We start from the raw sequence: 20,448 nt of genomic DNA, 5'->3' as shown, positions 1-20,448 counted from the left end.
AATGTAAGTTTCTTTGACATAACATCCTCTTTCTACTTACATTGCTAAATTTCTAATTTTCCACACTCGGTATGGTTTCCACAAAAACAGCTTGCTCTGCCTTGTCCAGATAGGAACAGGTCAGGGCTTCGAGGTCGATGACCCACTTGTAAATGCCTGCTTCTGCTGTTTCTTGACTGAAGGTTAGAAAATCTGTTTGACCAGCCTGGTGATTGCGTAAGATAGTCACAAACTTGTCCAGATTAACTCGGTCCGAAACAGGCACCATCGCTTGATAGCCCTGCTTTTCCAGAGTTTGACCTGCCTTCGAACGATATACAACCTGGCCAGACTGGATATCCACCGTATTTTCCACCATTCCCAAGCCCTTAAAATAGGCAATCAGCTTGGGAAAATCAGGCCCTGTAAACTGTTCATGCCCGTGATTAATGTTTTCTAAAGTAAACATTTGCCTCCTTTCTTTGTAGTAATTGCCTCACATCCTTTGATGCAAAGCAAGAAATACTCGGTCGGCAGGCAAAAAGAACCACATTCTCCTCCCCTGTCCGCAGACATAGGGGCGTTGAGAACGCGGTTCCACCCTAATTTATGACTTCATTTGTATGATTGATAAGCAGTCGGACATGGTCACGACTAGGAAAGTGCCAATTATTTCAAGACTGGCTTGGCTTTCACTCTCCCAAACTCGCTAGACAGGCATTTGAAACAACCTTCTTTCATGCTTAGTATTTTAGCAGAAAAATCAGCATTTGTCTAGAAGGATATAGCAGAAGCTAGTCTGCTCTTTGTACCGTTACGATACCTTGAAAATCCTTGAACTTTTTTAATTTTAATATATAATAGAAAGGGAATATTTTTTTATAAGGATACATTATGAAAACACCTAAAAACGAATACACTTATCTATTTCTAAGCCTCGTTACCCTAGCGTTAATTAGCGGTCTATACCTTACCTTTGGACGTAACTTTGGGGCACAGACATCAACCACTAGCCAAAAAACCACGGTATCTAGCAGTAGCACGACAGAAAAAACTATCTCTGAAGAAGAACAGCAAATCATTGATTTAGAGGCTGCAATCGCAGAATTAGAGAAAACTCCAGCAGCCGAAGACTTAGCGACAATCCAGGAACAAGTTAATGCTTTAACCGATGAAACGAAAAAAACAGAATTTCAAACACGACTTGATGCTGTAGCTGTAGAATTAGAAAACCAAGCTGCTGCAGAAACTGCCGTTGCTAATGCCGAAGGGTATCAAGTCCCTTACAACGCAGAAGTTGCACAAGCTGCCATTGATCTTGTTAGCAATCAAACCAAGAAAGCAGAACTTCAAGCTCGCCTAGACGTGGTCAACGAAGCCATCCAAGTCTACTACTACGGAGCAACAACTGCCAGTCAACAATAATGCTTTCTTGCACAAGGCTGGACACAAAGTCTAAAAAATAGAAAACAGCTTAGAATAACGTCATCAGAAACGTTGGTTCTAAGCTATTTTTAATTACTCCCATGTAAATCGGTGCAAGTAATTTTTAGTTTTTTGCCCTATCTCTTTTCATTAACAAAAGCCTAGCGGGATTTTTCTCCTTAAACAAGTTGGACCCCCCTGTTAGCTTGACAGTTGGTTTCCGGTTTACCGAGCCGGCAGATACTTTTCCCTGCCATAGAAGTAACACCTAAACTGCTTGTTAGTCTAATCGGAATTTTTAGACTCTAAACTCTCAAACAAGACAAGGTATTCTGGAGAGCGTCTATACCGCCCGTACCACTTAAGAAAAGTATCTAAATGGCATTTTTCTTCAAACAAAAAGCCCCAACGGGCTTTTGCTTGATTAGATTTCGTACCCCATCAATACGCCCCCTTCTTCTGCATAAAAAGAGCATAAACCTGATGTTGGAATCGCAACTACCTCTGCGCTGGGAAACTTCTCTTGTAAAGCTTCTCTAATTTGTTGACAAATTTTGTCATTATTACGATGAGCAATAATAGCCTTACCACCTTGGTAACCCGCTTTTAGCATCTCTTCAACCGTTGCAACAACAGCTTTCTTCTGCCCCCTAGGCTTTTGAAGCAGCTCTAGCTTCCCTTCGCTACTTGCCTCACCGACCATTCGAATATTGAGAAGCCCAACAACTTTACCAAGCAATTTACTCAAACGACCATTTTTGACAAGGTTATCAACCTTTGCCAGGATAAAAATAAGCTTGGTTTTTGCTTGATAATCTGTTATACCTTTTACAACTTGATCAAAATCCAAACCTGCCGCAATGAGATCATTGGCATGATTGACCAGTAAATCAATCTCGCCTCCTGCTGACAAACTGTCTACGATGTGAATATTGACATTCGGATGCTCTTCCAAGAACATTTCTTTAGCTACACGCGCACTGTTGTAACTGCCTGATAAGCCACCTGTAATCGTAAAGACGATGACATTTCCAGCACCCTCAAACGCTCTAGTGTAAGCATCAGGACTTGGACAAGCCGAACTGGCTGCTGCAGATGACGCATACATATTAGACATCATATCATCGATATCCAAACCACTATCATCGACATAAACAGATGTCCCAACTTGAATCGTTAGTGGCACACTCTCAAATGCTGTCTTTGGCGCTAAATTTTGTAATTCCTTATAATCACAACCGGAATCGGCCACAATTTTCCACATCATATGAAATCTCCTGATTTTTACTTTGATTATCAAATTAGATTAGTCTTATTATACCATAGATAATACACTATTACCAGAAATAACTTAGCTACAAGACGTATCTCTCAATAGCTTGAGCGACACCTGCCTCGTCACAGCTAGAGGTCTGATACTTAGCTATCGCCTTAACAGCATTTGTTGCATTTCCCATGGCTACACCGTACCCAGCAAAAGCAATCATCTCTAAATCATTATTGCCATCGCCGATTGCCATAACCTCTTCAGGTAAAATACCTAACATTTTTGCTAACTCAGCTAGCGCGCTAGCCTTGGTCACTCCTTTTGGCATGGCCTCAAAGATATAAGACTGACTGCGAACAGTGCTGAAACGCTGACTAAGTTGTTCCGCTTTTTCTTCCTGAAAAATCGTCAAGGCAGCACTTTCACCTAGATACATCGCTTGAAAGACTGGGGCTGAATCCATTGCATTCTCTAAAGTCACTGGTTTTGCTTCTGTAAAGACCAAGCTCGCGTCGTAGGCAACAAGCTCAGGCACCTCTTCTTCCAACACCGTAAAGCCAGAATTATCTGTCAAGGTTAGAAAAATATCTGGATATTGCGAACTAACTTCTGCCAAAAATGCCACATCTTCGCTTGATAAATCGGCATAGGTCACTAACGCCCAGTCAGAAGTCTTATAGGTTGAGCAACCATTGTTCAAAATAGCATACTCGTCTTGTCCTGCAAAATCAAGTTGCTCAAAATAAGGCAATACTCCTGTCAACATGCGACCTGTACAAATGACAATTTTAACACCTGCTTCTGCTGCTTTACGAATAGCTCTGATGTTTTCCTCTGGAATTTCTTTTTGATGATTGAGCAAAGTTCCATCCATGTCTATGGCAATTAGTTTGATCATTTTGATGTCCTTGTTTTTTTATTTTCATTATACCACATCAAAGCAAGAGAAGGGCTTTTCTATGGTATTTTCTAATTCTGCCATTTAGCCTTTGGGAGATGCCAGTTGTACTTAACCCCGATAAGCCGAAGGCTAATCAACAAAACAAGAAGGACATAGTAGCCTGCTTCTGTACTAAAAATACGATAATGAATCAAGACAGCAGCTAAAATAGACCATCCTGCATAAATCTCGCTACGCAAAATCCCTGGCTTACGGCCAGCAAGTAGGTCTCGCACAACACCTCCTCCTGTTCCCGTAAGGACGGCTGCTACGATGACCGCACTCAAAGGCTGCCCCATATTTTGAGCATAAATAGCACCTTGTACCGAAAATGCTGCTAAGCCAATCGCATCAGTCAATAGCCCTGCCTTTTTCCAGTGTCGAGCAACAAGACCTGGCATCAAAATAAGAACCAACATCGCTAGCAAAGCTGCATTAAACCCGACCCCCTGGCTCCAAAGAGCGCTCATCGGCAGACCAATAAGAAGGTTTCTAATCGTCCCTCCACCAAAAGCTGTCATAAATCCCAAAACAAGAAGACCCAGAATATCAAAATCCTCTTCCATAGCCACAATAGCTCCTGAAAGGGCAAAAGCGATTGTCCCAATCAAGCTCAAAATGCTCCAAACGGTTCCATCCATACCTAACTTCTCTCTTTCTTTTTGCTCTCATAGTTTACCATGATTAGGAATGAAATAAAAGAGAAGAATGCCTTGAAAGTGTCTTTCATAATTTTCAAAACAGGTGAACCAAAATAATCCCCTATGAGAAACCCTATAGACAAGTCAAAAACGCGGTTTCTAGCGAGCCAATCACATTGATACCGACCTTCCAACTCTAGTAAAAAACACCTGAACCTCTATCGTTTCAGGTGTCACGCTTTTCAATAACGATGTCAGCTATTAAAACTGCCTAGGCGCTAACATCACTGCCCCATAGACTCAACTCCTTCTTGACAACTCTATACTAGCCCTTCACTTCTTTTCCTAGCGCAAATTTACTATCTTTAAGAGCACTCTTCAAGAGAAATTTAAGCACTCTTCCTTCAACACTGACTCGTTTCTTCTCCAAATCAACAGTAACAGCCTTGACTCCAGGCACCTTAGAGAGTTTCTCTGTGACTGTCTTCACACAACCCTCACATTTCATTCCTGATACTTCATAAATTTTCATCTATTGCTACCTATAGGTCACAAGCAGTGCTTGTTTCCTTTATTCAATTGACTCCGTCAATCAAATAGTCCTTTCTATATTTTTTGACACGTAGTGGCGGTGATGTTCTAAAAATGATGACTCACACTCAATCGCTGACTCGATAATCCCTTTCTGACGAAAAAGATGATGTACTTGATCACGAATCAACAGTTTCGAGGCTTCTTTCGCAACTTGGACATGAATCATCGCAATATGGTGGCGACCATCAATCGACCAGACGTTAAACTGATTGATTCCTTCTAATCCTTCAATAGCAAGTATTTCAACTTCTAACGCATCCAAGTTCAGACTTGCAGGTTTCTTTTCCAAAAATACGGTCAGGTTTTTAACGAATTTTGGAAGCGCTTGGAATAAAATATAAATGGCAATCCCAAGAGAAAGAAGCGGATCCAGAAAATACCAATCCGTAAAAGACAAGATTATCGAAATGATGATGACCCCTACCCATCCCAAAAGGTCCTCTAATAAATGTAAGCTCAAAATCGATTCCTGCTCAGAACGTCCCTCATCTAAAAAATAACCTGCACACAGATTGACTACAAGAGCCACCATACCTAAGAGCAGCATCCCTTGACTATTGACCGGTTGAGGATAAAAAACTTTAGGAACATTTTCAACCACGACAACAGCAGAACCAAAAATTAAGATTGTAGAGGTTAACATTGCCCCCAACAAGCTAAACCGTAGATAGCCAAGCGTATACTGTCTGTCCTTTTCTTTTTGTGATAACTTTTCGAAATAGACGGACACTCCGACAGCTAAGGCATCTCCGAAATCATGAATGCTATTTGCCAAAATAGCACTCGAATTAAAAACCAAACCAAAAATGAATTCTATCATCGAGAAAGCTAGGTTTAGCATAAAAACAATAAAAGTCGACCAACTTGCTTTTACGGTATGAGAATGATGATGTGCCAACTGATTCTCCTTAGATTTTCTTTTTCTTGAGATATAGGCTGTTTACCACGACTGATACCGAGCTAAAACTCATCGCCAAACCAGCCAACATGGGATTTAGCAGAGGCCCACCAAAAATATAGAGAAGACCCATAGCTACCGGAATGGCCAACACATTATAGATAAAAGCCCAAAAGAGATTGGATTTGATTGCTCTAATCGTTTCTTGACTAATTCGAAGAGCCCGCGCCACATCCATAAGGTCATATCTCATAAGAATCACTTGAGCCGATTCAATCGCAATATCCGTCCCAGATCCCATCGCGACACCCACATTTGCTGTGGCAAGAGCTGGTGCATCGTTGATACCATCCCCAACCATCGCCACTTTCTTACCGTCTTCCTTTAATGCTGCAATCACTTGCGCCTTATGATGAGGCAAGACCTGACTAATCACCCGATTGATACCAGCCTTTTTAGCAATTGACTGGGCGGTTGCGTCATTATCGCCTGTCAACATCATCACATCCAAACCACGCTTTTTAAGCACTTCGATAGCCGCTATAGCATCCGTTTTTAACTGATCAGCTACTCCCATGAGAGCCACTAACCCTCCGTTTACCGCCGCAAAAATTGGTGTCTGACCATCACGTGTTAACCTATCAAAATCGGCTATCACTTCTTCAATAGCCACACCTGACTGCTCCATAAGAAGACGATTTCCTACTAGCACTTCCTGTCCAGACACTGTTCCTTTCAATCCAAAACCTGTCAATGATTCAAAAGCATCAACTTCTAGCAAATCTATAGCCTCTTTCTTTGCCTCTTGAACAATAGCAGAGCTGATAGGATGATTTGATAATGCCTCCAAAGAAGCGACTAACTGTAGGATAGATTCGCGATTACCATAATAATACGAAGAAACCAACTCCGGTTTCCCTTGAGTGACCGTACCTGTCTTATCAAAAACGACCGTATCTACCTGGTACAAGGACTCCAGACTTTCCCCCGTCTTAAACAAAATCCCCCTCTCTGCACCCAGACCAGTTCCTACCATAATAGCTGTTGGCGTAGCCAAACCAAGAGCACAAGGGCAGGCAATGACCAAAACGGCCACTGCCACTGTCATAGCAAAAGCAAACGATTCTCCTCCAACAAAATACCAGGCTAATCCGGAAATGGCAGCAATAGCCATAACAATCGGTACAAAAATACCAGACACCTGATCGGCAATTTTGGCGATAGGAGCCTTTGTCTGTTGAGCATTTTCGACAAGCTGAATAATCTGCGCCAAGAGTGTATCTTTACCAAGTTTCTCCGCTTCAAAAACGAGAGCCCCTTGAAGATTGATTGAACCGCCATACACTTGACTACCTGCCGACTTTTCAACAGGAATAGATTCACCGGTCAACATTGATTCATCAATAGACGAAATACCTGAGATAACCTTGCCGTCAACGGCAATTTTCTCTCCCGGTCGGACAAGAATGTGATCTCCCAAGACCAAATCATCAATCGCCACCATCACTTCCTGTCCTTGACGTAAAACACGTGCCTCCTTAACAGACAAATGCATGAGCTTTTTGATAGCCTCAGACGTACGCCCCTTTGATAAGGTTTCAAAGTATTTTCCCAAAGTAATTAAGGTTAAAATAACAGCAACCGATTCAAAGTAAAGGGCGTGGACAAACTGATGATTCCCTCTTAACACATCATAACTACCGTAAAGACTATACAGAAAAGCTGCACTGGTGGCTACCGCTACCAGACTATCCATGTTAGGACGCCCTTTAAAAAGACGCCGATAGCCGTGGCTGTAAAAGCGCCATCCGATTATTATGACAGGTACCGTCAAGATAAGTTGACTCAGCGCAAAAACTTGAGGTGCTGTTCCATGGTTAAGAAAATCAGGCACGGGCAGTCCTATCATAGATCCCATAGAGATATAAAGCAAGGGAAGGGTAAATAGTGCCGACCACACTACTTTTGATTTCATGTCAGAAAGACGTTTTTCTTCACGTTCCTTCTGAGTATCTCCCTGCCCTTCTATGAAAAGCTGCGTTTCGTAGCCTGCATCTGCTACAGCTTTTTGAATCGCTTCTAAAGATACTAGCTGACGATCAAAGACCACCGTCAATTTCTCTGTAGTCAGATTGACAATAGCCGACTCAATCCCGTCTAATGCTCTTACCGCATTTTCTACATTGAGCACACAGGAAGCACATGTCATACCATCAACGAGAAAAGTTTCATTTTGTTTGGTCATCATTCTCCTCCTTACGATGAGCGCAAGGGCACTGCCCTGGAACACAATCACATAAGACCTTGTCTACCACCTGATTTTGCTTAGATAAGAGTAGAGCTTGCAATTCTTCAACATCATCTACTGTCATAGGCGTCCGCTCGATGATATGAGACAATAAGCTGTGATGTTCTGTCACACAAATACGGTCTAAAAGACCTTCTAATTCATCAAGATGAGCCCGCTCTTCACTAATTTCAGCTTGATAAAGAAATGATCGCCCCTGCCTTTGAGTGGACACAGCACCCTTATCCACTAAGCGCCCCAATAATGTCTTAATTGTAGAGGCCGACCATGCTTGTTTTTTCTCTAGAACAGTGATAATATCCGAGCTAGTTACCTGACCCTTGGTCCATATAACTCGCATGACTTCCCATTCACTATCCGAAATACGATACATCTCATCCCTCCGTTTGTCTACATTTGTAAACTGATTATAACTCTTAAACCATGTTTTGTCAACCAATAAATCTACATTTGTAAACAAAGCAAGTAAAAAAGAAGCTCCAAGAGAGCTTCGTCATTAAGCGGTTTTCTCAACCTTTACAATTTTAACCTCATAGCTACCTGCTGGAGATTCGATTGTTGCTGTATCCCCCTTTTTCTTACCAATGAGGGCTTGAGCAATTGGGCTTTCATTTGAAATCTTACCTGAGAAGATGTCTGCACCAGCAGAACCAACGATATGATAGGTATCCTTATCAGTTGTTCCAACTTCTTGAACCACAACAGTTTTACCAATAGCTACTTCATCTTTAGCAATTGTCGAACTGTCCACGATTTCTGCATAACGAATTTTAGTCTCAAGAATTTGAATCTGCCCTTCAACAAAAGCCTGTTCATCTTTAGCAGCATCATATTCAGAGTTCTCTGAAAGATCTCCATAAGAACGCGCAATTTTAATACGTTCAACCACCTCTGGGCGACGAACCAATTTCAATTCTTCTAATTCTTTTTCCAGTTGCTCTTTTTCAGCAAGGGTCATAGGGTATGTTTTTTCTGCCATGATATTTCTCTTTTCTTATGATAATGAAAACCAAACATGATGTGTGACCACACCATGTTAGCTATTACTGTAATTGACTATTGATATATTTTTCAACATTCGCAGAATGTTCTTCATAGGTTTTCGCGAAGTAAACGGCACCTGTCTTAACATCTGCGACAAAATAGTAGTAGTCTGTCTTAGCCGGATTGATTGTCGCTAATATCGCAGACATTCCTGGGCTATCTACTGGACCTGGCATAAGGCCAGTATTGGAATAAATATTATAAGGCGAATCGATACTTGTGTCAATCGCTGCATCCTCAGCCAAAGTAGTCTCCTGACCAAGTTTATCCATTGCATATAAAATCGCAATATTACTTTGGAGAGGCATATCGATATTCCAACGGTTATAGAAAACACTCGCTATCATCTCGCGGTCGTCATCTGTTGCTCCCTCTTTTTCCACAAGCGAGGCCATCGTCAACACTTGATTAACAGTCATACTACCATTTTTGATTTGAGCATAGTAAGGACTGAGATTCGCATCCATCGCTGCTACCATTTGCTCAATAAGGTCTTTCAGACTTGTCTCTTGATAGTACTCATAGGTGGCCGGAAAAAGATAGCCCTCTAATTGGTATTTGACATCCGTAGCTTCTGGCAAACTCTCTAAAAGGTTAGGGTATTTTGTTTGTAATTCCGCAATGAAAGTTTCATCTTGTACGGTTGCCATGAAATCCTCTGCCGTAAAAGGTGTCGCATTGGAGCTATCCTTGGTATTAACAGTGACGGCTTCTGAAATCTGCTTGAGGGTATAGCCTTCTGGAATGACAATTTTACCTAGAGCAGGAGTTGTCGGCTCTGATGTCCCTCCTTCTTGGAGGTATTTAGCAATATCATCTAAAGACATGCTTTTTTGGAAATTGTAGTAACCGCTCTGAAAACCACTATAGTTTTTAAATTTGGTATAAAGGTTGAAAACCGTGGCATTTTTGATAATGCCATTTTCCTCCAAAATTTGACCAATCAGCTTATTGCCTGACCCAGAAGGAATCTCAACCTGAACAAATTCCGTCGAATTTTTATCTACCGGCTCAATAGCACTTTTGACATAAGTGTAAGTGAAAAAGGCACCCGCTAAAAGGAGAGCGACTAGCAAACTGACAATAATCGTTGAAACCTTAGTCGCTAGACGATTGGTTTTCTTCCGACTCTCTCGGCTCATGATATCCTCCTCTACTGTTGAGATACTATCTTCAGAGATATTTGACTCTTCCGGCTCACTAGGGAGAGACTCTGGCATAACAGCTTCTGATTCCTCTGCCCTTTCAAAGCGATCTAGAGTAGCCTCTTTGGACTTTGGCGCTCCATCAAAGATGGCTTTTATTTGCGATAAGTCTGGCAAAGAAGGCTCTTTCAAGTCTTCCAAGGGTCTTGTTTCCTCTTCTCGAGCTGGAAAAGGCAAATCAATCGGGTTTTCTAAGCGTTTGCGCGGAAGGTTCTCGACTTCTTCTTGAGACAATTCATCAGGTGAAGACTCAAGCACTTCTTCTGCCTTTTCAAAAGAGACGAGGTCTGGGGCAATAACTAAGTGCTCATCTTCCAAAGGCGCGAATTCAGAAGAAAAGTCTGCCTTATCTTCTTGAAGGTCTAAGGGCATATCAAAGTTATTTGAGTCTACAATGCTTGGTTTAGCAAGTACCTCACCAGCCACTTCTGAAACCTTTTTCTCTCCTGGCGCGGCATCAAAAATGGCTTTTACCTCTGATAGCGCCTCAAACTCCGACAAGTCTAAATCGCCAACTACTCTCTCAACCTCAGGTACTGTCGTCACTTCCTGAAGTGGTTCTTCCTGAATAGGATCCGGCTGGAGGGTCATCTCAGGGGTACCCTGCTCCTCTCTCTCCAAAGCTGACGCTTCTTGTGCTTTTTGTAATAATTCTTCACGTTGGCGATGACGTTTCTCAGTAGCGCTAGCAAGATCTGCTAAAATCTTCTCCTTGAAGCTCATCTCTCCAAAATTTTCTTGAACATTCTTGTCCTTATCGTGTTCGGTCAAGTTTAGTCCTCCTCATATTATCAAACGCCATTATATCTTAAAAATAGCATGAAATCAACCTTTACAGCTTCTTTGTCACACTATCGTAATAATCCTTCGATAATAAAAGTTTCCTGACTTTTAAAGGTCAAGAAATGGGCACTCCTACTTATAATAAGGATTTTCCCAGACCAGATTATACCAGAGCAGACCGCCATGTTTAGAAGCTGCTTCCCCCTCATCAGTAAAGCCATTGCTTTCGTAATACCCAATCAACTGCTCTTTACACGTCAGACTGATCCCTTGACGATTTTGAGCCACAGCCAGATCTTTCATCGCTGCAATTAAGGCCGTCCCAATCCCCTGACCTTGAAAGTTTTTTGAAATAGATAGACTGGTTACTGTCATAAAACCGCCATTTTCAGGATTTGGCTCCACCTGATGAAAGAGGTCATCCGTCAGATATCGATGGCTAACGACGGGACCTTCTATGTAACCTGCCACCTGACCCTTTATTTCCGCTACTAAAAAGCTATCAAAAATGTTAGCGATGCGCTGGCGAAAAGCCGCTTCCGTTGTCGCAACTCCTTCAGGAAAATTACTGGATTCGATGGCACAAACTTCTGCTAAGTCACTCTCTTGAACGTGTCTGATAATCATAATTTCTCCTAAAAGTAAAACCTGCATAGGCAGGTCATTACTGATTATTTTTACTTAAATTTGACAAAAGTTCTTCAAAAGAACGCTCATAGAGCTGAATATCACCCGCTCCCATAAATACATAAACTGCATTTTTATGATTTAAAAGCGGTGATACATTCTCGACACTAACCACCTGAGCTGGCTTTTCAATTTTAGCCGCTAAATCCTCTACGCTGACCTCGCCATTATCCACTTCACGAGCGGAACCGTAAATCTGCGCCAAATAAACAGCATCTGCTTCATTTAAGGCTCCGGCAAATTCATCCAAAAGAGCAATGGTTCGAGTGAAAGTATGCGGTTGAAAAATAGCGACAATTTCCTTGGCAGGGTATTTTTGACGGGCAGCATCTAACGTTGCAATGATTTCTGTCGGATGATGAGCAAAGTCATCTATAATCACTTGGCCATTGACAATTTTTTCTGTAAAGCGACGTTTCACCCCAGAAAAAGTTTTCAAATGCTCTGCTACCAAATGCATATCAAAACCAGCAACATAAAGGTTAGCGATAACTGCTGTTGCATTGAGAATATTATGTTTCCCAAAAGCTGGAACATGGAACGAGCCTAAGTTTTGCCCCTGATAACGGACCTTAAAGCTAGAGCCATTCGTTGTCCGAACCAGATCGTAAGCTACAAAATCACTCTTCTCCGTAAAACCATAGTAATAAATTGGAGCATTTGAAGTCACCTTGCGTAAGTAATCATCTTCACCATAAATGAACAGACCCTTGGTCACCTGTTTGGCATAGTCATCAAAGGCATTAAACACATCGTCAATGCTTGTGAAATAGTCAGGATGGTCAAAATCAATATTGGTAATAATAGAATACTCTGGATGGTAGGGCATAAAATGACGCTCATATTCATCTGATTCAAAGACAAAATACTGAGCATTCTTTGAGCCACGACCTGTACCATCTCCAATAAGGTAAGAGGTATCTGTGATGTTTTTCAATACATGAGATAAGAGACCTGTCGTCGATGTTTTCCCATGAGCCCCAGCCACACCAAAGCTCGTAAATTGGCGCATAAATTGCCCCAAAAAGTCATGATAACGTTGATAGGTCAATCCCTTAGCCACAGCTGTATCAATTTCGATATTTCGCCCTTCTTTGAACGCATTACCAGCAATCAACTCAACAGTATCTGTGATATTATCTGCCGAAAAGGGAAGAATCGGAATACCTGCTAATTCAAGCTCGCGTTGGGTAAAATAATACTTATCAACATCTGAACCTTGAACACGATGTCCCATTTGGTGGAGCATTAGAGCAAGCGCGCTCATTCCCGATCCTTTAATACCGATAAAATGATAGGTTTTTGTCATATATTTAACTTTCCAAGGCTGTTTTTGATAAAAAAGCCCTAGGTTCGGACGCTATCGACCGAACCATCCTTTCTAGTAACTGGCTTATGAGTCCTACGATCTCAATCAAATCGCGTCAAATTCAATTCTCTTGCAATCTGACGCTCCTTGCGATTTTGGTTATCCTCATAATTATAAATCTGACTTTTCTTTAGAAAATCATACGAATTTTTTCTAGTCTTAGAGACACTTTGGTTTTGAGGTTGCTCATAGACTCGTGGCAACTCTGCTAAGATGTAGGAATCTTGATGAAGCTTGCTTGCAGCTCGCACTAAATCCGTCACCTCGTCTTTTGTGTGATTTTTAGTTGACAACGAACTTGTTTTTGAATCCTTGTGGAAACTGGACTTAATAGGCTTTGAGACCTCTTTAGATAAAAAGGCTTGACGTTTCTCTTTAACATCACGCTTTGCCTTTTCGCGCGCTAAAGCAGCATAGGATTTTCCAGCTTCAATCGTTTCAACGCGCTCTGGTTCTCTTAACTTAGCCTGTTGCTCATCGGTTACAAAATGAAAATTTTGAGTGACATCTTGGTAGTCCCTATCATGGTAGGAACCACGAATATTAGGTATTAAATCCTCATTGTCATACAAGTGCATGACCCTCAAAGGGCTAATCACCGGCTCATCATCTAAAACCAGAGGAAATCGTCTCATCATCTTATCCACAATATTCCTTTCCATGCATCCTACATTTAGCACTCATTCACAGTATCAGACTTATTATAAACTAAATCTCATTTTTTATCAAAAGGAAAAGACAGCTTTGCCATTTATGGGTGAGATCAGATTTTTTAGACAACCCTAATCCATTTGAAATCACTTCTGAAAGTTTTCAGCAATTCATAGAGCACCCTATCGCGGTTTAACCCCTAGTATGCTAAGCATCTCAAAAGCCTGAAACAATTTAATTTCAGGCTTTTTTATCCTAGCAAAAAGGCTTTTTTTGACCTTTTACAGCCATAGTAACGGGTTGGCGCCTAAAATCATAGACATAAGCTAGCCATCCTATTCAACTCCTAGAATTTCTTTAATGTCTTCGAGAGTCAGGCTACTACGGCTATCTTGACCATCAAGGACTGTAGACACCAAATTTTTCTTATGTTCTTGCAGGTCTAAAATTTTCTCTTCAATCGTCCCTTTGGTAATCAGTCGATAAACCTCGACATTTTCCTTTTGTCCTAAACGATGTGCTCGGCTAATGGCCTGCATTTCCACGGCAGGATTCCACCAAAGATCTATCAAAATAACCGTATCTGCCCCGGTCAGATTGAGGCCGACACCTCCTGCTTTTAGGGAAATCAAAAAGGCATCTTTTGCCCCCTTGTTGAAGGCTTGTGTCATTTCTTGCCGTTCATTTGATGGCGTTGACCCGGATAATTTGTAAGCCGTCATATCAAGAAGGTCTAACTCCTTCTCAACCAAGTCTAACATGCCTCTAAATTGGGAAAACACTAGGGCTCTACGTCCATTTTCCTTGACTTGAGACAATAGCTGGCGCAAACTTTCTAACTTCCCACTATCAGCCTCATAATCCATAAATAGTTTTGGTGTATCACAGATTTGGCGCAGGCGGGTAATACCAGATAGAATTTCCATCTTGCGCCGGTTAAATTCTTGGTCACTAGCACCACGAATTGATGCTTGCATCTGCCGAAGTTGTGCCAGATAGACTGTTTTCTGTTCCTCAGTGAGCTCATTGGAATACGTCATTTCAATCGTATCAGGTAACTCTGGTAAGACATCTTCTTTACGTCGTCTCAGCACAAAAGGCTTGATGTAGCGTGCAACTTCTTGTGCTGAGAGTTTTAAAAAGGCTTTTTTATTCGGCAAAAGTCCCGGCAAAATAATCTGAAAAATAGACCAAATTTCCAAAAGATGGTTTTCAATTGGCGTACCAGACAGAGCCAGACGATAAGTCACATCAAATTCTCTCAGGAAATGAGCGATTTTGGTCTGGCTATTTTTCATGACTTGAGCTTCATCTAAAATCAAATACTCAAAAGACGCTTTGCCATATTCCTCAAAATCCTGACGGAAAGACGCATAACTGGTGACCAAAATCTGGTTCCCTTGATTAATCATACTATCACGTTGTCCCTTAGGACCGTACGCTACTGCCACATCTAAATCAGGGGCAAATTTGGAAAACTCATCTTTCCAATTATAGATGAGACTTGATGGCGCTAAAATCAAAACCCTATCTCCTTTTTTCAATCGACCTGACAAAAAGGCAATGGTCTGAAGCGTCTTTCCAAGTCCCATATCATCTGCTAAAATACCCGCAAAACCATAATGAGCAAGCATGGAGAGCCACTTTACCCCTGTCACTTGATACTCCCTCAACTGAGCTTTAACCTTGAGTTGAGGCAAATCAAACCTTTCTGGATGCCTAAGATCATCAGCCATAGCTTGAAAGGATTCTGTAAAAGAGACGTAGTGATTGTCCTTAAACAACTCTGCCAATTGAAAGACAGAGGTCTGCTCGAGGCTCAAGCGCCCATTTTGAATAGACTGGTACCTTAACGTTTTCAAGACCTGACTAATTTTGAGGCTATCATCATCAAAGATAACCATTTTTCCAGTTTTAGCCACAAAATAAGGTTCCTGAGCCATCAAAGCGGCTAAAGCTGCATCTACATCCGCCCCATCAATTCCTGAAAAGTCAAAGGAAATATCCAACAAACCTCCTTGTCGATTGACTTCAAGTTTTGGTGGTTGAAAACGGCGATACTCAAGAAGATTGTCTGATAAGGAAACCTTCCCCAAGGTTTCAAGTTTAGTTATCGTTTGACTGAAAAAATGATAAATTTCTTGAGGGCTTTGCATCTTCTTTTCACTTGAAAAGTGTGGCGGAAACCCTTCCGCCTTCAAAACACGGATAATTTGTGCTTCTTTTTTAAAATGGCTGGTAAATGGAAGCTGGTTTAATTCCTCTCTGCTAGACACTTTAATCTGACCATAATCAAAAATCATTTGAAGAGAAACCCTGTCCTGCTCTACCATATCCAAGAAAAAAGCAACTTCGAAATCACGAATAGCAAAGGACTTAGGAGCTTTAACTGTCCCTAGAGATTTGAAATCTAAGAGACTGGCTGCTAATTTTGCCTGATCCTCCAAATCAAACTGCAAATGTTTTTTCAAATCCGAACCGATAGGAAGGCCAGAAATGGCTTGCGCTAATCTTTGTTGGCTCTGGTTGAGACGATAAAAAACACCCCCATAATAAAGATAGCGAAAAGCAAAGAAAACACGCGCCTGTTTTTCTGAGATTGCTAACTCCAAGTATTTTCGGTGGACCTTGACCTCAAACTGATAGAGTTCGCAATCGGCTGTCAAATCCGTAAAGGACAGGTTCCCAAATTGGTAGCCGTCCATCTCTAATTTGAAATCATAAAGCCCCTGTAAGAGGTGCAGGCCTTCTTCAAAAAAAGGAGCCGATATATTCAAATAACGCCCTTGACTTGGAAATAGGCGTTCTATTCCAACTTTGTCTCCTTCAGGAAACATTTGCCACAAGAAAAGGAGTAAAGCTTGGCTGGCCTTGTCAAACTGTAAGAAAGATAGTGGCTCAAAATAACCTTTGCCAATCTGATAAGGTGTTTCCCTCTTAACCGACTGTAGTAAGCCCACGATATCGCGAACCACATAGGCTGATTGGTCCGGCAAACGGTTAAGACGCAAGGTCCAATGGATCTCCTTAGAGTAAAAGACTTCACTTCCCTCTACTGACAAGCGATAAGTAACCGTATCATCCTCATTCATGACCAAGCTGTCTAAAAAGATAGAACCAAAAGATCTGGCTGAGGCTTTTTCTTGCTCTTCTTTTTCTTGGGTAAACAATTGCGTTGCCAAATCTCGTCCCTCTGTATCTGACTTCAAAAAAGCTTCTACAGCCGCCAAATGTTGACAATAACCTTTCTGAGAAAAATCGTCACAATCACAAGCAATTAAAGCGTCATCTTCTGCATAAGTCACCGAGAAGCCTGCCACTTCAAACAGCGCATGTTGACCTGTCTGATCAATCGCTTTGACTTCCCCTTCTTCATAGAGAGAAATCCCTAAATTCCTCACCCGTCCAGGCATCATTTTTGCCATACAATACCCCTTCACACTCTCTGCTGATCTTTTTAGATTTCATTTTGCTTATCTCATCATTATAGCAAATTTCAAAGCTTCTATCAGCTAAAAATGGTAATATAAAAAGATTGGAAAATCCAATCTTAAAATTTTCGGAAGCGTTGGTAACGATTTTCTATCAGCGTTTCCTTATCTAATTGCAATAAGTCTTCAAAAGTTCTTATAAGATTTTGCTTCAAATCATCCACAATTTCTCCAGAGAAAAAGCCACGTTCTGGAATCACCTTATCAATAACATTCATATTAAGTAGCTCACCTGCTGTAATTTTCATCAACTCTGCAGCTTCTGAGGCACGACTACCGTCTTTCCAGAGAATAGAGGCAAAGCCTTCTGGACTCAAAATGGAATAAATCGTATTTTCTAGCATCCAAACTTGATCAGCGACGGCAAGAGCTAGAGCTCCTCCGGAACCTCCTTCACCGATAATGACTGCAATAATCGGAACCTTCAGATCGCTCATTTCCATCAAATTACGAGCAATAGCTTCACCTTGACCGCGCTCTTCAGCTCCTACACCTGGGTAAGCACCTGGAGTGTTGATTAATGCAAGAACCGGACGACCAAACTTCTCTGCTTGTTTCATGAGACGCAGAGCCTTTCGGTAACCTTCTGGATGAGGTTGACCAAAGTTACGTTTGAGATTTTCTTGCAAATTGCCGCCCTTTTGAATCCCTACAAAGGTTATGGCCTGGTCACCCAAACGCCCAATCCCCCCGACAACTGCACCGTCATCTGAAAATTGGCGATCTCCATGCAATTCAATCACATCATCAAGCATAAGATTGGCGTAATCCAGCGCCGTCAGGCGAGTTTGGCTTCTTGCTTCCTTTAAAATGCGTCCTACTGTTGCCATGACTTACCTCCGTGAAAAAGCAAAAGCTGTGCAATCGTGTCTCGCAATTCCAAACGATTAACAATAGCATCTACAAAACCATGATCCCTCAAAAATTCTGCTTTTTGAAAACCTTCTGGCAAATTCTCGCGTACAGTAGTTTCAATCACACGACGCCCTGCAAAACCAATCAAGGTCTGAGGTTCCGCCAAAATGATATCCCCTTCCATGGCAAAACTCGCAGTTACTCCACCAGTTGTCGGATCTGTGAGTACCGTCAAGTAAAAGAGACCGGCTTCTGAATGGCGTTTAACAGCTGCTGATATTTTCGCCATTTGCATGAGAGACATGATCCCTTCCTGCATACGAGCTCCTCCAGAAGCTGTAAAAACCAATACAGATAACTGTTCTTTTGTCGCCAATTCAAAAAGACGTGTCAACTTTTCACCTACAACCGTCCCCATAGATCCCATAATAAAATTAGAATCCATGATTGCCAAAGCTACTTTTTGCCCTTTAATATCAGCAAGTCCTGTCAAAACAGCTTCATCAAGTCCTGTTTTTTCTCTAGCAGCGGCTAATTTCTCCTGATAGTTAGGGAAATTAAGTGGATTTTTGGTTTCGATGCCTGAAAAGAGCTCTTCAAAACTACCTTCATCAACCGTCAGCAACAGACGCTCCTGTGCTGAAATCCTAAAATTATAGGAACAAGTAGGGCAGATTTTTGCCATTCCAAGATCCTTTTGATAAATCATATGCTTACAGCTAGGACATTTCGCAAACAACTCGTCTGGAACTTCTGGCAATTCACGAGCCGATTGACCAACAACTGAACGGTTTGGATTGATTCGGATGTATTTTTCTTTTCTATCAAATAACCCCATCTGTTCTCCTCAACTATTTTCTAAAGGCTTACCAATGACTAGTCATCCGTTGCATTGTAAGCTGGTAAAAACGTCTCCATGAGAAAACTAGTATCGTAATCCCCAGCAACTACCCGCTTATCTGAAATCAAGTCCAACTGAAACTCAGCATTGGTTATCACTCCTTCGATGTCAAGTTCGTATAGCGCACGCTGCATCTTCATCAGCGCATCAAATCGATTCTCCCCATGGACAATAATTTTGGCAATCATGGAATCATAGTAAGGCGGGATGGTATAACCGTTATACACTGCCGAATCCACTCGTAAGCCCACGCCTCCAGCTGGTAGATATAAATCCGTGATTTTCCCTGGACTTGGGGCAAAATTAAACTTGGGATTTTCAGCGTTGATTCGACATTCAATCGCATGACCAGTGATACAAATATCTTCTTGCGTCACTGACAAGGCTTGACCTGCTGCAATACGAATCTGTTCTTTTACGATATCAACACCCGTGACAAACTCGGTAACCGGGTGCTCCACTTGGACACGCGTATTCATTTCCATGAAGTAAAACTCACCAAGGGTCTCATCCAAAAGAAACTCAATAGTACCTGCATTTTCATAGTTGACAGCCTGTGCAGCGCGTACCGCTGCCTGACCGATCTGACTGCGAAGGGTTTTTCCAATAGCAACAGACGGAGCTTCTTCAAGAACTTTTTGATTGTTTCGTTGCAAAGAACAATCCCGTTCACCTAGGTGAACAATCTGTCCAAATGAATCTCCTAAAATCTGAACTTCAATATGACGTGCTGGATAGATAACCTTTTCAATATACATCGCACCATTACCAAAGGCAGCTTTCGCTTCCTGAGAAGCCGATTCAAAAGCGGGTGCTAAATCATGACGACTCTCAACTTTACGAATCCCTTTTCCGCCACCACCAGCAGAAGCTTTAAGCATCACCGGATAGCCAAGCTTATCAGCTATTGCAAGTGCTTCTTCCGTCGTAAAGACTTCTCCATCTGAACCCGGAATCACTGGCACCTTAGCTTTAATCATTTCTGCACGGGCGTTAATCTTATCCCCCATTCTATCCATGACAGAGCCCGATGGTCCGATAAATTTAATGTTCATCTCTTCGCACATGGTTGCAAATTTTGAGTTCTCACTCAAGAAACCAAAACCTGGGTGAATGGCTTCCGCTTTGGTAACAATAGCTGCTGATAATACCGCATTCATATTGAGATAGGAATCGATGGATTTAGCAGGCCCTACGCACACCGCTTCATCAGCTAAGGCCACATGCAAAGCCTCTCTATCAGCTTCCGAGTAAATAGCAACGGTCGCAATCCCCAGTTCACGCGCCGCACGAATAATGCGTACTGCGATTTCGCCACGATTGGCAATAAGAATTTTTTTAAACATAATTGATGATATACAGGGCGCTGAGCAAGGCACCAAAACCATAAAATCCTTGTGCTCTACACTA

At 41.8% G+C, this 20,448-nt stretch carries 18 protein-coding genes; 1 reads left to right on the top strand and 17 read right to left on the bottom strand.

The features are described from left to right. Positions 1-52: 52 nt before the first annotated feature. The gene (locus G575_RS0106085; protein ID WP_027971948.1) at positions 53-448 is read right to left on the bottom strand and encodes a DUF1398 domain-containing protein; all 396 of its coding nucleotides are present in this window, start codon (positions 446-448) and stop codon (positions 53-55) included. Positions 449-873: 425 nt separating this feature from the next. Between G575_RS0106085 and G575_RS11220 the strand changes: the two genes are divergently transcribed. Continuing rightward, complete coding sequence (locus G575_RS11220) at positions 874-1,404, top strand: hypothetical protein (protein WP_051176948.1); 531 nt, start codon at positions 874-876, stop codon at positions 1,402-1,404. A 424-nt stretch (positions 1,405-1,828) separates the two neighbouring features. Here G575_RS11220 and G575_RS0106070 read toward each other — a convergent pair whose 3' ends face one another. The 16 genes from G575_RS0106070 to G575_RS0105995 form a co-directional block, all read right to left on the bottom strand. Continuing rightward, on the bottom strand, positions 1,829-2,671 hold the full coding sequence (locus G575_RS0106070; protein ID WP_027971947.1) for a DegV family protein: 843 nt from the start codon (positions 2,669-2,671) through the stop codon (positions 1,829-1,831). An 88-nt stretch (positions 2,672-2,759) separates the two neighbouring features. Then, positions 2,760-3,569: a Cof-type HAD-IIB family hydrolase gene (locus G575_RS0106065; protein WP_037622760.1), complete on the bottom strand. Its 810-nt coding sequence runs from the start codon at positions 3,567-3,569 to the stop codon at positions 2,760-2,762. Between the two features lie 71 nt (positions 3,570-3,640). Then, the gene (locus tag G575_RS0106060) at positions 3,641-4,252 is read right to left on the bottom strand and encodes a trimeric intracellular cation channel family protein (RefSeq protein ID WP_027971945.1); all 612 of its coding nucleotides are present in this window, start codon (positions 4,250-4,252) and stop codon (positions 3,641-3,643) included. Positions 4,253-4,577: 325 nt separating this feature from the next. Further along, positions 4,578-4,784: a heavy-metal-associated domain-containing protein gene (locus G575_RS0106055; RefSeq protein WP_027971944.1), complete on the bottom strand. Its 207-nt coding sequence runs from the start codon at positions 4,782-4,784 to the stop codon at positions 4,578-4,580. 60 nt (positions 4,785-4,844) lie between these two features. Next, a complete protein-coding gene (locus G575_RS0106050) occupies positions 4,845-5,744 on the bottom strand; it encodes a cation diffusion facilitator family transporter (protein WP_027971943.1) in 900 nt (299 codons plus the stop codon). A 10-nt stretch (positions 5,745-5,754) separates the two neighbouring features. Beyond that, the gene (locus tag G575_RS0106045) at positions 5,755-7,989 is read right to left on the bottom strand and encodes a heavy metal translocating P-type ATPase (protein WP_027971942.1); all 2,235 of its coding nucleotides are present in this window, start codon (positions 7,987-7,989) and stop codon (positions 5,755-5,757) included. Then, positions 7,973-8,425 (bottom strand): CopY/TcrY family copper transport repressor, encoded by a 453-nt coding sequence (locus G575_RS0106040; RefSeq protein ID WP_027971941.1) that lies wholly within the window; start codon positions 8,423-8,425, stop codon positions 7,973-7,975. Before G575_RS0106040 ends, G575_RS0106045 begins: the two co-directional genes overlap by 17 nt. Positions 8,426-8,548: 123 nt before the next feature. Then, complete coding sequence (gene greA / locus G575_RS0106035) at positions 8,549-9,031, bottom strand: transcription elongation factor GreA (RefSeq protein WP_027971940.1); 483 nt, start codon at positions 9,029-9,031, stop codon at positions 8,549-8,551. Positions 9,032-9,095: 64 nt separating this feature from the next. Next, positions 9,096-10,619, bottom strand: a complete 1,524-nt coding sequence (gene mltG / locus G575_RS0106030; protein WP_425423303.1) for an endolytic transglycosylase MltG — start codon at positions 10,617-10,619, stop codon at positions 9,096-9,098. Between the two features lie 597 nt (positions 10,620-11,216). After that, the gene (locus G575_RS0106025; RefSeq protein WP_027971938.1) at positions 11,217-11,711 is read right to left on the bottom strand and encodes a GNAT family N-acetyltransferase; all 495 of its coding nucleotides are present in this window, start codon (positions 11,709-11,711) and stop codon (positions 11,217-11,219) included. A gap of 37 nt (positions 11,712-11,748) precedes the next feature. After that, complete coding sequence (gene murC, locus G575_RS0106020) at positions 11,749-13,080, bottom strand: UDP-N-acetylmuramate--L-alanine ligase (RefSeq protein ID WP_027971937.1); 1,332 nt, start codon at positions 13,078-13,080, stop codon at positions 11,749-11,751. 101 nt (positions 13,081-13,181) lie between these two features. Then, positions 13,182-13,787, bottom strand: a complete 606-nt coding sequence (zapJ, locus tag G575_RS0106015; protein WP_027971936.1) for a divisome accessory protein ZapJ — start codon at positions 13,785-13,787, stop codon at positions 13,182-13,184. Positions 13,788-14,126: 339 nt separating this feature from the next. After that, positions 14,127-17,216 (bottom strand): pilus expression-regulating Snf2 family helicase, encoded by a 3,090-nt coding sequence (locus G575_RS0106010; protein ID WP_027971935.1) that lies wholly within the window; start codon positions 17,214-17,216, stop codon positions 14,127-14,129. Between the two features lie 125 nt (positions 17,217-17,341). Continuing rightward, on the bottom strand, positions 17,342-18,112 hold the full coding sequence (locus G575_RS0106005; RefSeq protein ID WP_027971934.1) for an acetyl-CoA carboxylase carboxyl transferase subunit alpha: 771 nt from the start codon (positions 18,110-18,112) through the stop codon (positions 17,342-17,344). Continuing rightward, entirely contained in the window at positions 18,100-18,975 is an 876-nt protein-coding gene (gene accD, locus G575_RS0106000; protein ID WP_027971933.1) for an acetyl-CoA carboxylase, carboxyltransferase subunit beta, read from the bottom strand. Before accD ends, G575_RS0106005 begins: the two co-directional genes overlap by 13 nt. A gap of 38 nt (positions 18,976-19,013) precedes the next feature. Next, positions 19,014-20,384 carry an acetyl-CoA carboxylase biotin carboxylase subunit gene (locus G575_RS0105995; RefSeq protein WP_027971932.1) on the bottom strand — a complete coding sequence of 457 codons (1,371 nt, stop codon included), beginning with the start codon at positions 20,382-20,384 and terminating at the stop codon, positions 19,014-19,016. Positions 20,385-20,448: the final 64 nt, after the last annotated feature.

Origin of the sequence: Streptococcus plurextorum DSM 22810, from assembly GCF_000423745.1 — a bacterium.
Taxonomy (GTDB): domain Bacteria; phylum Bacillota; class Bacilli; order Lactobacillales; family Streptococcaceae; genus Streptococcus; species Streptococcus plurextorum.
The sequence above is the reverse complement of the archived record's forward strand: the minus strand, read 5'-3'. Positions and strand labels throughout refer to the sequence as shown.

Coding starts and splice junctions, on each gene's coding strand:
- G575_RS0106085 (WP_027971948.1), bottom strand. CDS start 448: ATGTTTACTTTAGAAAACATTAATCACGGGCATGAACAGTTTACAGGG.
- G575_RS11220 (WP_051176948.1), top strand. CDS start 874: ATGAAAACACCTAAAAACGAATACACTTATCTATTTCTAAGCCTCGTT.
- G575_RS0106070 (WP_027971947.1), bottom strand. CDS start 2,671: ATGATGTGGAAAATTGTGGCCGATTCCGGTTGTGATTATAAGGAATTA.
- G575_RS0106065 (WP_037622760.1), bottom strand. CDS start 3,569: ATGATCAAACTAATTGCCATAGACATGGATGGAACTTTGCTCAATCAT.
- G575_RS0106060 (WP_027971945.1), bottom strand. CDS start 4,252: ATGGATGGAACCGTTTGGAGCATTTTGAGCTTGATTGGGACAATCGCT.
- G575_RS0106055 (WP_027971944.1), bottom strand. CDS start 4,784: ATGAAAATTTATGAAGTATCAGGAATGAAATGTGAGGGTTGTGTGAAG.
- G575_RS0106045 (WP_027971942.1), bottom strand. CDS start 7,989: ATGACCAAACAAAATGAAACTTTTCTCGTTGATGGTATGACATGTGCT.
- G575_RS0106040 (WP_027971941.1), bottom strand. CDS start 8,425: ATGTATCGTATTTCGGATAGTGAATGGGAAGTCATGCGAGTTATATGG.
- greA (WP_027971940.1), bottom strand. CDS start 9,031: ATGGCAGAAAAAACATACCCTATGACCCTTGCTGAAAAAGAGCAACTG.
- G575_RS0106025 (WP_027971938.1), bottom strand. CDS start 11,711: ATGATTATCAGACACGTTCAAGAGAGTGACTTAGCAGAAGTTTGTGCC.
- murC (WP_027971937.1), bottom strand. CDS start 13,080: ATGACAAAAACCTATCATTTTATCGGTATTAAAGGATCGGGAATGAGC.
- G575_RS0106010 (WP_027971935.1), bottom strand. CDS start 17,216: ATGGCAAAAATGATGCCTGGACGGGTGAGGAATTTAGGGATTTCTCTC.
- G575_RS0106005 (WP_027971934.1), bottom strand. CDS start 18,112: ATGGCAACAGTAGGACGCATTTTAAAGGAAGCAAGAAGCCAAACTCGC.
- accD (WP_027971933.1), bottom strand. CDS start 18,975: ATGGGGTTATTTGATAGAAAAGAAAAATACATCCGAATCAATCCAAAC.
- G575_RS0105995 (WP_027971932.1), bottom strand. CDS start 20,384: ATGTTTAAAAAAATTCTTATTGCCAATCGTGGCGAAATCGCAGTACGC.